We start from the raw sequence: 12,887 nt of genomic DNA, 5'->3' as shown, positions 1-12,887 counted from the left end.
ACCCCATGCGAGAACCATGCGGGGCAAAGACCCGCAACGGCGGAACCTGCCCCAACCCACCAGTCCAAGGAGCCAGGCGCTGCCGGATGCACGGCGGGAAGACTGAGAAAGCCGCCGCCCGGGCGCAGGCAGAGACGATCTTGAAGACCCTGGGTGACGTCCAGGACGACGTGGACCCGGCAGAGGCCCTGCTTCAGCTTGTGAAGTGGAAACACGCCGAGACCCTATGGCTCCGCCAGAAGGTGCAGGAGGTTGACCCCGACCCAGGGGAGGGCGGCTCCGAGTCCCTCACCTGGGGCGTGTCGAAGCATGATGAGGGCATCGGCGCTCAGGGCCCGGTGGATGTGAAGACCCACGAGTCCCAGGCGAACATCTGGTGGCGGCTACTCAGGGAGGCTGAGGACCAGCTGGCCAAGTACTCCGCCCTGGCGCTCAAGGCTGGTGTGGAGCGCCGGCAGATCGAGCTGCAGGAGGCGCAGGCGGTGCACCTGGCCGGGGCTATCAACAGGATTCTGGACGCCCTGGAGCTGTCCGCGGAGCAGCAGAAGAAAGTACCCACCATCGTCCCGCAGGTGCTGCGTGGGCTCGTAGCAGAGGAGAAGTGAATGATCTACGACGGACTGCCCAACGCAAACGCTCAGCTACCAGAGGCAATCACCAGGCAAGAACTCATCCTCGGCCTAGAGAACCTGGACCTGCAGGCCGATGAGATCAAGTCAGTCACCATCACCGCCCACGAGGTCAAGGTGGTGCGCTACAAGATGTGGACAGAGAACGGGTGGACCAAGGCTCGCTACCTGAACGCGAACGGCCAGGGCTACAGGACAGAGACCGTTGTCATTCCGATAGCAGACCCCGACCCGGCGATGGAGGACAGCGAATGATCCGCCTGTACCGAGCCGTCTGCGCCTGCCTCGAAGCCCACGCTGAGGACCTGCGCAATCCCCAGGAGCCGCCCCGCGAAGTGGACCTAGCGCCGTCCCTGGTGGAGGCCACCGGCCAACACCAGCGGGACGAGCTCAACGCCGACGCCCCACATAGGGACGAGGACTGGTCAGAAGACCCAGAGGAGCGCCGCCGTCCCCGCATCGGATTCAACCTCGACCACGTGACACGAAGGAGCCGACCATGACCACTGAATGCACCTACTGCCGCAACACCCGCAACCTGCCACCAGGCATCACCATCTGCCACACCTGCCTCGAACGCCTCGAAACAGCTCTCCGAGACATCCCTGGCCTCTCCCGAGAGCTCCTCACCACCCTCGCCCGGGAGGACGTCCTTACCCGTCCCGGCCAAGAAGGAGGAGCCACCCACGCAGGCCCCGCCGAGCCGGTGAATGGTGCCGCCCGTGACCCGGGGGAGGACCTCACCGCTGTGCTGCGCGCCTGGGCAGACACCCTCGAACAAGACCACGGCACCAGCAACGCTGTGAGCTACTCCCGGCGCATCCTCGGGCACCTCAACAACATCCGCAGCCGCACCGACTCCGGCCAGCTCACAGACGAGATCCTCGACGCCTACCAGCGGTGCCGCATGGTAGTGGACCTGCCGCCGGACCGGGTGCTCCTCGGCACCTGCCGCACCATCGACCAGGAGACAGGGGAGGAGTGCCCCGGCGACGTACGCGGCATCAAAGACCGCCCCGAAGCCCGCTGCGACACCTGCGGCACCACCCACCACCAGGCAGAGCGCATGCAAGCCGCCGTCAGCAGCGCATGGGAACAAGCCGCACCCCTGGCCATCATCGTCAAAGCCCTCACCAGTGCGGGCTTCAAGATCTCCCTGTCCTCAGCCAAACGGTGGGCCAGGCGTGGCGACCTCCGCACCCTCTGGGCCACCCCCGACGGCACCAGCCTCTACACCATGGCCCAGGTATACGACACCATGACCACCAAGCGCGCCAACCACGGCGGCACACGCCACAAGAAAGAGCGTGCAGCATGAGAGCAAGTGAGCTAGGATAGAACATAAGTTCGGAAAAGTGCCCCCAAGGGGGACCGAACCCTATCAAGCCCCAGCCACACGGCGGGGCTTTTTTCATGCCACGACACGGCCCAGCGCCCCGTGATCATGAACCCGTACAGATGCAGAAGGTTGGGGCGTCAACAGGCGCTCATCCTGAAGGGCACCCACGACGCGGTCACGATTCCTCTACCGCCAGGTGCACCTGCGCCCCAACCCAACACGGCGGTCAGCTCCAACGGGGAGCGTTCCCGTATCTCACGGCCTCTCGTCCACCACAAGCGATGACGCCGATACGGGTATCAGGGGCCGGTTCGATCCCGGCACCGCCGACCCAAACCGCATAGAGAAAGTCCCCGCACTGCGCCAACAGCCGGGGACACGGCCACCACATGTAGGAGATGTGATGACAGTGCCCAACCCTACCGCGCCCAAACGCCGCATCTTCAAGTCCCCAGAGGCATCCTTCGCCCACCGCACCAAGCGGGAAGGTGACTGCCTGATCTGGACCGGAGCGATCCGACCCAACGGGTATGGCGTCATCTGGGACGGGCAGCGCGTCGTCAGAGTCCACCGCTGGAACTACGAGCGCCACCACGGCCCCATCCCTGCCGGCACAGACCTGGACCACATCTGCGGAAACCGCGCCTGTGCCAACCCGGTGCACTTACGGGTCACCACCCGGAAGCAGAACATGGAGAACCTGCGCGGCGCGTACCGGGGCAACGCATCCGGCGTCCGCGGCGTCTCCAGAGATGGCGACAAATGGCGCGTGAGGGTCAAGCACAACTATCGCGAATACTACGGCGGCGTATACGAGACCATCGCTGAAGCAGAGCAGGCCGCCATCGACCTGCGAAACCGCCTCTTCACCCACAACACGGCAGACAGGGCGGCCGCATAGGAGGCCTCCATGACGTCGGCAACGGATCTGTGGGAGCTGGTGGCCCAACGATTCGATCCGCCCACCAAGCGCTGGGACAGCCCCGCGGACATGGCCGACGAACTCGACCCCAAACACCGGCGCGCACCAGTCATCGACTACATCAACGACCGACTAGTCGACCTCTACAACCGGCCCGACAGCCGCATGATCCTCTCCGTTCCACCGCAGTCTGGAAAATCACAACTCGCCGCCAGGCGGTTCGCACTCTGGGCGCTCACCCAGAACCCAGACACACGGATCGCAATCGCCTCCTACGAGATGGGCGTCGCCCGCCGCTGGGGTCGCACCATCCGTGACGACATACGCCAGAACGCCGACAAGCTCGGCATGCTCAAAGTCCGCGACGACGTGTCATCCCAATCAGAGTGGATGGTCACCGGATACCAGGGCGGCGTGTACAGCGTTGGCGTCGGCGGCGCGCTCACCGGCCGCCCCGTGGACCTGCTCATCATCGATGACCCGGTGAAGGACGCAGAGCAAGCAGCGTCTAAGACCTACCAGGAACGCCTCTGGGACTGGTGGAACACCACCGCACAGACCCGCCTGTCACCCGGCGCTCCCGTAGTCGTCATCCAGACGCGTTGGGACCAGCGCGACCTAGCAGGACGCCTCCTGGCAGAGAACGGCGACGAGTGGGAATTCACCAACATCCCTGCCAAAGCCGACCACCGGCCCGAGAAGGGCGAAACAGACCCGCTCGGCCGTGAGCCGGGGGAGTACCTGCGCATCCCCTCCGGGCGGAACCGTGCCCAGTGGGAGCAGCGGGAACGCAACACCAGCCCCCGCACCTGGGCCGCCCTCTACCAAGGCCGGCCCTCACCGGACGAAGGCGGCGTTCTCCCCAAGACCGACGACTGGCACCGGTACACACACCCCATGTGGACCGAGCGCGGCGACGGAGTGCGTCACCTGCCTGGCGTTGGGGCAAGGGACGATCACGAGCTCATCCAGTCCTGGGATCTGACCTTCAAGGACGCGAAGGATTCCGACTACGTGGTCGGCCAGGTATGGCTGCGCATCGGATCAACCGTCTACCTGATCGATCAGGTGCGGGAACGGATGAACTTCACCACCACGATCGACGCGATCAAACGGATGCACGCCCGATACCCCCAGGCGTACGGGATTCTGGTGGAGGACAAGGCCAATGGCCCCGCGGTCATCAGCATGCTGCGCTCTGAAGTTCCCGGGATCATTCCAGTGGAGCCGCAGGGCTCCAAGTACGCCCGAGCCAACGCCATCGCACCGTACGTGATGAGCGGCAACGTGGTCATCCCAGAGACCAGCCTGCTGCCCGGTGCCGGGGATCTGCTGGAAGAGGCGATGAACTTCCCGAACGCGGCCCATGACGACACTGTGGACGCCCTGTCCCAGGCGGTGAAGGCGCTCCTGCAGGACCGAATCGACGGTGGCATCGGCCAGATCATTGAGCCTGACGAGTACGAAGACGACGCCCTGATCGCCGGGGCCTGGTAACCCCCACACGCACCCATAGAGAAGAGGTGGTCGAAGGTGACAGCACCAGTCCAGGAGACCACCCAGCACACCGGAGAGCTCGCCACAGCCCTGTTCAAGATCGAGCAGCTGCAGGAATCCATACAGGACCTGCAGCGTGAGGACCGGGGATGGACCCAGCTGACCATGCAGGGTGAGCGTGACATGTCCCGCGAGGGCATCATCGCTCATGCTGAGCAGCACCGGGTCATGGCCATCGCGAACCCGCTGATCCGCCGGGGCCTGCACCTGGTCTCCGCCTACGTGTTCGGTCAGGGCGTCGGCACGTCCACCGATGACGAGGCGACCAACGGTGTGGTGCAGGACTGGCTGGACGACCCCAGCGTGCGGAAAGTCTTCTCCGGTGCCCAAGCCCAGGAGCGCAACCAGATCGCCCTGGGCACTGACGGGAACGTGTTCTTCGCCCTGCCGACCAACCCCATGTCCGGTGAGGTCACCATCCGGGACATCCCGATGGAAGAGATCACCGGAATGATCACCGCCCCCGGGGACCGGGAGACGGTGCAGTTCTACGTCCGCCAGTGGTCCGAGTACGTGCCCGAAGCTGGGCGCACCATGGTCCGGAAGGCCGCCTACCCGGCGCTGCGGCACGCCCCGCGTACTCGGCACCGCCGGGTCACTGTGGGGCCGAACGAGACCGCGCCGGTCCAGTGGGACACCCCGGTCTACCACGTGGCTGTGAACCAGCTGAAGGGACAACAGTGGGGCACCGCCGACGCATTCTCAGCTGTGGGTTGGGCTCGTATGTACTCCGAGTTCCTGCACGACTGGCACCGACTGGTGAAGGCGCTGTCCCGGATCGCGTGGAAGGCCACCGGCAAGAACGCCTCCCAGTCGCAGCAGATGCGCGCCCAGATGGCCGGGCTCGACGCCAACGGGGCAGGCGGGTCCGCTGTCCTCACCGGTGACACCGACCTTGTGCCGATGCCGAAGACCGGGGCGACCATCGACAGTGAGTCCGCCCGGCCTATTGCCACCATGGTCGCTGCCGCGCTGGGCCTGCCGGTCACCACTCTCATGTCCGACCCGGGCCAGACCGGTGCCAGGGCTGTGGCGGAGACGCTGAACCTTCCGACACGGCTGATCATGGAGGCGAAGCAGGAGGTGTGGCGGGAGGCCCGCCGGCAGATCCTGGAGTATGTGATGCTGCAGGCCGCTGTGGCACCCCAGGGCAGGCTTCGGAAGTATCGTCGCCACGTGGTCCAGGTGGGTGACCACCGGCGGGTGGAATGGCCCGGCGGCGAGGGCACACTCACCATCGCGTTCCCGCCGCTGGATGACACACCGGTGGAGACCCTCACCCAGGCCATCGCCCAGGCTGACGCCACCGAGAAGATGCCTCCGGCGACGACTATGCGGCTGCTGCTCCGTGCGCTGAGGGTGCGGGACGTGGACGAGATCGTTTCCCAGTTCACCGACGACGCCGGGAACTTCATCCACCCGCAGGCCACAGTGGAACAAGCCGAAGGAGCCGCGGCCATGCGAGCCGCACGGGCGGGACGGTCAGGCAACCTCAACCAGAGGGAGTGATCAGCCGGTGAGCATCAACGATGAGACCCGCCGCCTCGCTCAGGCACGGCGGCAGGAGCTGATTGAGCTCAACGACACCACCGTCCTGGCCCTGGCTGACGCGTGGGCCGACGCCTGGGACACCCTGGAGCCCGAGTATCGGCGCACCCTGGCCGAACTGCTGGACCACGCCACCACAGGCGCACCGGTCACCACCGCGCACCTGGAGCGCTCCGAGCTGCTGCAGCAGTCCCTGCAGATCACCCACGAGCGGGTGGAAGAGCTCTCCACCTACGCGGGGGAGAGGATCGGCAGGGACATCGAAGAGATCGTCCAGGCCCAGCCGCCCGCCACCCTGGACCAGCTGCGCACCCAACTGCCACCCGGCAACAGCGGGGCACGGGTCGCGTTCTCCGCAGTGGATGAGGACGCCCTGGCCGCAATGGTGGCTCGCACCACCGGCAGCATCGTCTCCCGCACCCAGCCGCTCACCGAGGACATGGAGCGCACCATGCGCCAGGCACTCACCCGGGGTATGGCCGCGGGCGACAACCCGAGGGCAACAGCCCACCGGATGATCCGCGACGCTGAGCGTGGCTTCACCGGTGGCCTCGGACGGGCGATGACCATCGCCCGGACAGAGCAGCTTGATGCGGCCCGGGCGGCAGACATGCTCACCCTGGAGGCCAATACGGATGTGGCCGACGGGTGGCGGTGGATGGCGACACTCGATGCCGACACCTGTATCGCGTGCGCTGTGCAACACGGCACGCTGCACCCGCCGGAGCAGTTCGGCCCTGAAGGTCACCCGAATTGTCGGTGCACTAGCGTGGCGGCCCTCAAGTCCTGGTCCGAGTTGGGGATCGAGGGAGTGCCGGAGCCGCCCGGGGTCATCAGCGACGGTGACGGGCTCGCGTTCTTCAACAGCCTCGACGAGCAGTCACAGCGCACCATGATGGGTCCCACCCGCTACCAGGCATGGCAGAACGGCGACCTCCAGTGGGAGGACCTGGCTCAACGGCGGGAGAACCCGGACTGGCGGCCCTCTTGGCAGCCGACGCCGGTCAGCGCCCTCTGACCGAGGCGTGTGGGGTTTCGCACAGCTCACACACCGATAGCACCTGTGTGGGGGTCACCGACCTGTCAATACCGGCCAGCTTCAGTGCACCACCACACCTGCCGCAGTAAGACGCGCTGTCGTCCACCAGATGCGAGAACCACTTATTACCCATCCCAACAGAATACGGGGAGGCCCAACATGACCGTGGAGATCAAAGAATCTGCCGGCACCCTGACCACCGCCGCGGACGGGTCCATGCTGGTCCAGATCATCAGTGAGGGCACCGGTTCGTCCGGCAAGTACCCGGGAGACACGCTCCGGCTGGCGGCTGAAGAGAACGTGTTCCACAAGGGCCTACACGTCTACATGGACCACCCCACCGCCACCGAGGCCATGGAACGCCCAGAGCGGTCGGTGATGGACCTCTCCGGCACCCTCACCACTGACGCGGTGTGGAACGAGCAGACCCGCGCACTCGAGGCCCGGTACAAGCCCTACCCGTCCCTGGCCGACGCCGTGCGGGAACGGTCCGGCGATATCGGCCTGTCTATCCGAGCCGTCGCCGAGCAGGCAGACGACGGCACCATCCAGCGGATCACTGAGGCCCAGTCGGTGGACCTGGTGACCCGCGCCGGCCGAGGCGGCAAGGTCCTGCAGGAGGCAGACCGGGGCAGTGTGATCGAGCTGCTCGAGTCCACCCGCCGGGAGCTCATCGAGCGCAACGGGGGCACTTACCAGCCCCGCCACGCGGCCGAGACAGTCGCCACCAGTCCTGAGCCTGACAGCTCCACCGCGCCCGCAGTGGAGACCGCACACCCAGCCGACCGCAAGGAGACAAGCATGGCTGAGATCACCGAATCGGAGCTGTCCCGGCTCCAGGAAGCTGCCGGGCGCGTAGAGACGCTCGAAGCTGAGAAGACCGAGGCGGTCAACCGCGCCGAACAGGCCGAGGCACAGCTGGCCGAGTCCACCCGCCGGGTCGAAGCAGACGCCATCGTCGCCGCCGCGTTCGAAGGCATCACCGCCCCGAAGCTGAAGGCACGCCTGGTCGAGAACGCCATCCGCGGCGCTGAGTTCGACGCCGACGCCTTCAAGGCTGAGGCCGAGGAGATGGCCGCAGAACTGTCCGAGTCCGACCGTGCCCCCAAGGTGGAGGGCTTCGGGGGCACCACCCCTGTCACAGAGTCCGCAGACCAGGACGTCACTGAAGATGACGTCCTCACAATCCTCGAGGAGGGCCGTCGCTGATGGCACTGAACATCCGCTACCCGAAGGCACTTGATTCCATCACCCTGCCCGTGGGCGCCGGCGTGCGCTCCGGTGACCCGGTGGTGGTCGGCAACATCGCCGGCCTGGCAGTTACTGACCCGCACGGCGTCGAGTACGACCGCGACGGCAACGTCATCGAGGCATCCATCCCGGGCGATCCCCGCGCCACGGTGAAGCTCATCGGCTCGGCAGACTTCACTGTCACCGGCGCAGCGTCCCCCGGCGACGTGGTGTACCTGGGTGGCTCCGGCCTGACTATGACCGCCGGTGACCAGCCCTACGGCATCGCCCTGGGGGAGAAGGGATCCGGCGGCGGCACGCTCGAGGTTGCCCCGTTCGGCTACCTGCAGCCCATCTCCGGTGGCGACACCGGCGGCGCGGCCTGACCCCAGCACACTCTAGAAAGGAAACACCCCATCATGGCGAAGACTATGAAGGATGTGCTGGAGTCCGCACCGGCGGCCAGCACCCCCAACAAGAAGGCAGTCCAGGAAGCCGCACGCCTGTTCAACCAGGCCCTGAACGGTGGCCCCACCCACAAGGCCATGCTTCAGGAGGCATTCTCCACCTCGGACTTCCCGACCCTGCTGGGCTCGGCTTTCGAGATCCAGGCTCGCGCCGCCTACCGTGCGGTCTCCGATGAGACCACCGCGATCACCACCCGTCAGGGTGTGAACGACTTCCGGGTCCAGCGGCTGCGCGACATCTTCGGAGAGACCTACTTCGAGGACGTGGCCGAGGGTGAGGAGTACAAGACCGACAACCCGTTCGCCGAGACCCAGATCGAGTTCCGAGTCGGCAAGACCGGCCGGGTCTACCCGATCACCTGGGAGCTGTTCCTCTCCGGCGACTTCTCCAGCCTGGCCGACTTCCCCGGACTGCTGGGCCGCGGCGCCGCCAACACCCGCAACCGGAAGGTGTACGAGAACCTGGTCACCGGTCAGCCCGGAGCCGGGGAGCTGAACGGTGAGCTCTTCTCCGAGGTCAGCGACCTGGCCCTGAGCCACACCAACCTGCGCGCCGCTCTGGATCACCTGTCGCACGCCGAGAACCACCGCGGCGACGACCTGGTGGACTCCACCAACGCTGTGCTGGTCGTGCCCCCGACCCTGGAGCGCACCGCCCAGGAGATCGTGGGTGTCTCCACCATCCGGGAGACCACCACCGAGGGCGGCACCGAGATCCAGCGGGAGCTGTCCAACCCGCTGGCAGGTGTGACCGTCCAGGCGTCCCGAGAGTTCGGCCGTCTCCTGTCCCCGGAGCTGCGCACTTCCGCTTGGGCCCTGCTGCCCAACGGCGCATCCGAGAACCCGGCACTCGTCCACGCCTACCTGAACGGACACCCCGACGTTGATCTGCGTGTGCAGAACAACCAGGGCAACCGTATCGGCGGCGGCGAGGTCGGATTCGAGGAGGGCTCCTTCGACAACGACACGCTGGCCTACCGTGGCCGGTACGTCATCGGCGCCGCACCTGCCTTCACGCAGGGCACCTTCGCCTCCACCGGCCAGGGCTGAGCCCGGGCCAACTACCGCACCAACTGAATAGCAGCCGATACCAGGGGCGCAGGCCCCAGGAAGGACGGTCATCATGGCCCACTCCGAGCTTGTGCCCCTGGTCCGGCTGAACATCTCCGACATGGGGGATGACCCGGCGCTGTCCGATGAGGACCTCGAGCTGCTGCTGAAGACGTTCGATGGGTCCGCTAACCGGGCTTCGGCCCGTGCTCTACGCATCATTGCCGCATCCGAGGTGCTGGTCTCCAAGGTCATCTCCACCCAAGATCTGAGGACGGACGGCCGGGCGGTCGCTGAGGCGCTCCGCGGGCTGGCCCAGGACTTCGACGCCGAAGCTGAGGCGGAGGAGGCCGCGCAGGGCGGTTCCCTGCGGCTGGTCCCCTTCGGCGGATCACGGCGGGCCGAGGGTGAGGAGTACCGGACAGGGGGCGTGTACTGATGCCACTGCCGAATACCCGCATGATCCCGGACGGGTGGTCACAGCATCACCAGCCTTCAGTGGAGACCGCCATGCGCTCCCGGGTGCAGATCCTGCGACCCCAGGCGGACATCCCCGCCCCAGACCCGTGGGGAGACCAGCCGGACCCCGTGGACCCGGTGCTCGTGGACTACGTGCCGGCACGTATCCGGGCGCTGTCTGATCAGCAGGCTGTGGCCGCCAGCGGTCAGGTGTTCGATACGCAGGCGTATCTGGTGCAGATTCCTGCCCGGCTCGTTCCGGACCTGCGGACCGGTAAGGACAGCAACGCCCACCGGCTGCAGGTCACCGGCAACCGCGAGGCCACCGGCCTGGAGGGCCAGGTCATGCAGATCCTGTCCGCACCCCACGAGACCGAGGCTTTCAATCGGGACCTGTACGTGCAGGTGCACACCACCCAGCAGGGCTAGGAGGACATCATGGCCGGAGCAGAACTCAGAGCACTGGCCAGCGACCTCAACACCGCCCAGCGCACTGTCCGCACCAGAGCCTCACAGGTAGTCCGCTCCTCCGGGCTCGCGATCCAGAACCACGCCAGAGCAAACGCGCCGGTAGACACCGGGGCACTGCGGGCCAGCATGCACATGCGCGAAGGCAGCGGCGGCATGAGCGTCGAGGTCGCTCCTGCGGTGAGCTACGCACACTTTTTGGAGCATGGAACCGTGTACATCGAGCCGATGATGTTCATGCAAAGCGCCCTAGAGGCTGTGGCTCCGTCGTTCGAACAGGCCATGGCGCAGGTAGGGAGGAACGTCCTATGAACCTCACCGTCGCAGACGCTGTGCAGGCCATCCTGGAGCCGCTGGAAGAGATCTTCACCTTCGACGGTGCGGATACCCCGAACGTGTACCGGCGGAAGGCCGCCCAGTCTCTCCCAACAGACGCGTGGGGCCGCATCCTCCCGGGTGCGATCCTTCGCACCCGCACCCCCGTCCCAGTAAGCGACACAGCCCTGGATGGCAAGCAGGTGCTGGACGCCCGGGTCCACCGGTTCCAGACCCTGCTCTTCGCGGACAACGAGAACCACCTCGACGAGGCCATCGACCGTGTAGCGCAGGCACTGACCGGCCTGCAGATCGGCCAGTTCACCCTGAGGCACGCCACCGAGGACGACCCAGTGCAGCCCATCCATGATGACCCGCACCTGGACCGCCCGTACACCTACTTCTACTGGTCCCTCATCGGATAACCCGACCAACTCCAAGCCTGAGCCTGACAGCCCCCTCCCGGTACCGGTGGGGGCCATTGCACTGCCCCTTCACCTGATCAGGAGATATACACATGTCGCACCACGTCGGTGATGGCCGAGTCAAGGCCAAGAACAAGAAGACGGGCGAGATCGTCCGCGAATTCCCGCACGTGATCGAGCGCAGCCCCTGGCTGGAGCCTGCGCCGTCCACCCGATCCAAGACCACCCAGACCAAGCAGGTCACCGAGCCCGCGAAGAGCACCGCTGCTGAGAAGAAGGAGGCCAAGTAATGGCTACCGTGATCCCGCCGCGCACCTATGCGCAGGAGCACAAGAAGCTGACCATCCTGCTGGGCTACACCGGCCCCCTTCAGGGCATCCCCGCTGATGTCCTCAACGAGGGCATCGAAGCGTCCTGCCGTGTCACCCGTGATGGCACCCGGTTCTCCGCAACCGAGTCCGACACCGACACCACTGACGCCGCCCTGTGTGAGGAGGGAACCCCCGAGACCCTGGGCGGATCCAACTTCGAGGGCAACATCGAGCCGTTCCGGTTCTTCAACGAGGAGAACCCGGGCGTGGGCGATGAGGAAGCCGACGAGATCTTCCAGGCCCTGAAGCACAAGGGCACTGAGGTCACCTTCGTGGAGCGCCACACCGGAAAGCGGTTCGATGAGGACTGGGAGTCCGGTGACGAGTATTCCGCGTTCCGGGGGACTGTGGATAACTGGCAGCGCCAGCAGACCATGGAGGGCTACATCAAGACCCCGATCCCGGTGCGTGAGATCCGCGCCGAGCTGAACGGTGAGGTCGCCGCCTCCGGTGGCACCGGCGGCGACTCCGGCGCCTGACCGCCCCTTATAGACGCCGTGGCCGGGAGTAGTTTGTCAGGCTCGCTCCCGGCCACGGTCACCCCTGAAAGAGCCTGGCTACAAGGAGCCTGATCATGAGTAACTGGATCACCGCTGTCGCGGCGACAACGATAGCTGTCGTGCTGCTGAAGAGCGTTCGCAAGCCCCAGCGGCAAAACATCGCTGTGCACTACCCGGTGCGGGAAACGAAGAGCCGTTAGACCTGCTCCTGGGATAGTCGGATCGTTCCCGACTCTTCCAAGAACTGGCCAATGATGTTCATCTGCGCCTGGGCGTCTTCCAAGGTTGGTTCCTTGTAGGTGAACACCACATGGGCATTGGGATGCACCAGGACTGTGCTGGTCTCCCCAGCTTCAACCGGCAAGTTCGGCTCTTGAAAGGAGCTGTCACCGAGTCCATCGATGATGAAGCCCTTGCCCTCTGCAAATCGCTTCTTCACGAGGGCTTCCATCGCGGCGGCAGCGGCATCGGGCACACCGACCATAACTCCAGCGCCGTGCTGCTGGACATACATGTAACCCATTACTTCCCCTGTCTCTTGGTTGCGAGTGGCGGGGTTAACACTATC

At 65.8% G+C, this 12,887-nt stretch carries 19 protein-coding genes; 18 read left to right on the top strand and 1 reads right to left on the bottom strand.

The annotated features are described in order from the left end of the window. Positions 1-5 precede the first annotated feature (5 nt). The 18 genes from JOF45_RS13010 (at position 6) to JOF45_RS13545 (ending at position 12,519) form a co-directional block, all read left to right on the top strand. On the top strand, positions 6-605 hold the full coding sequence (locus JOF45_RS13010; protein WP_210051537.1) for an HGGxSTG domain-containing protein: 600 nt from the start codon (positions 6-8) through the stop codon (positions 603-605). Next, on the top strand, positions 606-884 hold the full coding sequence (locus JOF45_RS13005) for a hypothetical protein (RefSeq protein WP_210051536.1): 279 nt from the start codon (positions 606-608) through the stop codon (positions 882-884). It abuts the gene before it with no gap. Next, a complete protein-coding gene (locus JOF45_RS13000; RefSeq protein ID WP_210051535.1) occupies positions 881-1,132 on the top strand; it encodes a hypothetical protein in 252 nt (83 codons plus the stop codon). Before JOF45_RS13005 ends, JOF45_RS13000 begins: the two co-directional genes overlap by 4 nt. Then, positions 1,129-1,947, top strand: coding sequence for a hypothetical protein (locus JOF45_RS12995; RefSeq protein WP_210051534.1), 819 nt, complete (start codon positions 1,129-1,131; stop codon positions 1,945-1,947). The genes JOF45_RS13000 and JOF45_RS12995 overlap by 4 nt, the downstream gene beginning before the upstream one ends. 424 nt (positions 1,948-2,371) lie before the next feature. Next, positions 2,372-2,869 (top strand): HNH endonuclease signature motif containing protein, encoded by a 498-nt coding sequence (locus JOF45_RS12990; RefSeq protein WP_210051533.1) that lies wholly within the window; start codon positions 2,372-2,374, stop codon positions 2,867-2,869. A 9-nt stretch (positions 2,870-2,878) separates the two neighbouring features. Further along, positions 2,879-4,387, top strand: coding sequence for a phage terminase large subunit (gene terL / locus JOF45_RS12985; protein ID WP_210051532.1), 1,509 nt, complete (start codon positions 2,879-2,881; stop codon positions 4,385-4,387). Between the two features lie 36 nt (positions 4,388-4,423). Next, positions 4,424-5,956 carry a type II toxin-antitoxin system HicA family toxin gene (locus JOF45_RS12980; protein WP_210051530.1) on the top strand — a complete coding sequence of 511 codons (1,533 nt, stop codon included), beginning with the start codon at positions 4,424-4,426 and terminating at the stop codon, positions 5,954-5,956. Positions 5,957-5,963: 7 nt separating this feature from the next. Next, entirely contained in the window at positions 5,964-7,013 is a 1,050-nt protein-coding gene (locus JOF45_RS13690; RefSeq protein WP_210051529.1) for a phage minor head protein, read from the top strand. Positions 7,014-7,193: 180 nt separating this feature from the next. Further along, positions 7,194-8,243, top strand: a complete 1,050-nt coding sequence (locus tag JOF45_RS12970; protein WP_210051528.1) for a hypothetical protein — start codon at positions 7,194-7,196, stop codon at positions 8,241-8,243. Then, positions 8,243-8,650 carry a DUF2190 family protein gene (locus tag JOF45_RS12965; RefSeq protein WP_210051527.1) on the top strand — a complete coding sequence of 136 codons (408 nt, stop codon included), beginning with the start codon at positions 8,243-8,245 and terminating at the stop codon, positions 8,648-8,650. The genes JOF45_RS12970 and JOF45_RS12965 overlap by 1 nt, the downstream gene beginning before the upstream one ends. A gap of 33 nt (positions 8,651-8,683) precedes the next feature. Continuing rightward, positions 8,684-9,781, top strand: coding sequence for a phage major capsid protein (locus tag JOF45_RS12960; protein WP_210051526.1), 1,098 nt, complete (start codon positions 8,684-8,686; stop codon positions 9,779-9,781). A 73-nt stretch (positions 9,782-9,854) separates the two neighbouring features. Continuing rightward, on the top strand, positions 9,855-10,220 hold the full coding sequence (locus JOF45_RS12955) for a hypothetical protein (RefSeq protein WP_210051525.1): 366 nt from the start codon (positions 9,855-9,857) through the stop codon (positions 10,218-10,220). After that, positions 10,220-10,669: a DUF6093 family protein gene (locus tag JOF45_RS12950; protein WP_210051524.1), complete on the top strand. Its 450-nt coding sequence runs from the start codon at positions 10,220-10,222 to the stop codon at positions 10,667-10,669. Before JOF45_RS12955 ends, JOF45_RS12950 begins: the two co-directional genes overlap by 1 nt. A gap of 9 nt (positions 10,670-10,678) precedes the next feature. Further along, positions 10,679-11,020 (top strand): HK97-gp10 family putative phage morphogenesis protein, encoded by a 342-nt coding sequence (locus tag JOF45_RS12945; RefSeq protein WP_210051523.1) that lies wholly within the window; start codon positions 10,679-10,681, stop codon positions 11,018-11,020. Then, on the top strand, positions 11,017-11,448 hold the full coding sequence (locus JOF45_RS12940) for a hypothetical protein (protein WP_210051522.1): 432 nt from the start codon (positions 11,017-11,019) through the stop codon (positions 11,446-11,448). Before JOF45_RS12945 ends, JOF45_RS12940 begins: the two co-directional genes overlap by 4 nt. Before the next feature lie 92 nt (positions 11,449-11,540). Further along, complete coding sequence (locus tag JOF45_RS12935; protein ID WP_210051520.1) at positions 11,541-11,738, top strand: hypothetical protein; 198 nt, start codon at positions 11,541-11,543, stop codon at positions 11,736-11,738. Further along, the gene (locus tag JOF45_RS12930; RefSeq protein WP_210051519.1) at positions 11,738-12,298 is read left to right on the top strand and encodes a phage tail tube protein; all 561 of its coding nucleotides are present in this window, start codon (positions 11,738-11,740) and stop codon (positions 12,296-12,298) included. Before JOF45_RS12935 ends, JOF45_RS12930 begins: the two co-directional genes overlap by 1 nt. Positions 12,299-12,393: 95 nt before the next feature. Continuing rightward, the gene (locus JOF45_RS13545; RefSeq protein WP_281069774.1) at positions 12,394-12,519 is read left to right on the top strand and encodes a hypothetical protein; all 126 of its coding nucleotides are present in this window, start codon (positions 12,394-12,396) and stop codon (positions 12,517-12,519) included. On the opposite strand, the gene JOF45_RS12925 is transcribed toward JOF45_RS13545, so the two are convergent. Next, positions 12,516-12,842, bottom strand: a complete 327-nt coding sequence (locus tag JOF45_RS12925) for a hypothetical protein (RefSeq protein WP_210051518.1) — start codon at positions 12,840-12,842, stop codon at positions 12,516-12,518. The two genes, JOF45_RS13545 and JOF45_RS12925, sit on opposite strands and share 4 nt — an antisense overlap. Positions 12,843-12,887: the final 45 nt, after the last annotated feature.

Origin of the sequence: Nesterenkonia lacusekhoensis, from assembly GCF_017876395.1 — a bacterium.
GTDB lineage: Bacteria > Actinomycetota > Actinomycetes > Actinomycetales > Micrococcaceae > Nesterenkonia > Nesterenkonia lacusekhoensis.
Note: the sequence above shows the minus strand (reverse complement) of the source record. Positions and strands in the feature narration are given on the sequence as shown.

Bases quoted from the DNA above. Each gene is read 5' to 3' on its own strand.
- JOF45_RS13010 (WP_210051537.1), top strand. From the start codon at position 6: ATGCGAGAACCATGCGGGGCAAAGACCCGCAACGGCGGAACCTGCCCC.
- JOF45_RS13005 (WP_210051536.1), top strand. From the start codon at position 606: ATGATCTACGACGGACTGCCCAACGCAAACGCTCAGCTACCAGAGGCA.
- JOF45_RS13000 (WP_210051535.1), top strand. From the start codon at position 881: ATGATCCGCCTGTACCGAGCCGTCTGCGCCTGCCTCGAAGCCCACGCT.
- JOF45_RS12995 (WP_210051534.1), top strand. From the start codon at position 1,129: ATGACCACTGAATGCACCTACTGCCGCAACACCCGCAACCTGCCACCA.
- JOF45_RS12990 (WP_210051533.1), top strand. From the start codon at position 2,372: ATGACAGTGCCCAACCCTACCGCGCCCAAACGCCGCATCTTCAAGTCC.
- terL (WP_210051532.1), top strand. From the start codon at position 2,879: ATGACGTCGGCAACGGATCTGTGGGAGCTGGTGGCCCAACGATTCGAT.
- JOF45_RS12970 (WP_210051528.1), top strand. From the start codon at position 7,194: ATGACCGTGGAGATCAAAGAATCTGCCGGCACCCTGACCACCGCCGCG.
- JOF45_RS12965 (WP_210051527.1), top strand. From the start codon at position 8,243: ATGGCACTGAACATCCGCTACCCGAAGGCACTTGATTCCATCACCCTG.
- JOF45_RS12960 (WP_210051526.1), top strand. From the start codon at position 8,684: ATGGCGAAGACTATGAAGGATGTGCTGGAGTCCGCACCGGCGGCCAGC.
- JOF45_RS12955 (WP_210051525.1), top strand. From the start codon at position 9,855: ATGGCCCACTCCGAGCTTGTGCCCCTGGTCCGGCTGAACATCTCCGAC.
- JOF45_RS12950 (WP_210051524.1), top strand. From the start codon at position 10,220: ATGCCACTGCCGAATACCCGCATGATCCCGGACGGGTGGTCACAGCAT.
- JOF45_RS12945 (WP_210051523.1), top strand. From the start codon at position 10,679: ATGGCCGGAGCAGAACTCAGAGCACTGGCCAGCGACCTCAACACCGCC.
- JOF45_RS12940 (WP_210051522.1), top strand. From the start codon at position 11,017: ATGAACCTCACCGTCGCAGACGCTGTGCAGGCCATCCTGGAGCCGCTG.
- JOF45_RS12935 (WP_210051520.1), top strand. From the start codon at position 11,541: ATGTCGCACCACGTCGGTGATGGCCGAGTCAAGGCCAAGAACAAGAAG.
- JOF45_RS12930 (WP_210051519.1), top strand. From the start codon at position 11,738: ATGGCTACCGTGATCCCGCCGCGCACCTATGCGCAGGAGCACAAGAAG.
- JOF45_RS13545 (WP_281069774.1), top strand. From the start codon at position 12,394: ATGAGTAACTGGATCACCGCTGTCGCGGCGACAACGATAGCTGTCGTG.
- JOF45_RS12925 (WP_210051518.1), bottom strand. From the start codon at position 12,842: ATGGGTTACATGTATGTCCAGCAGCACGGCGCTGGAGTTATGGTCGGT.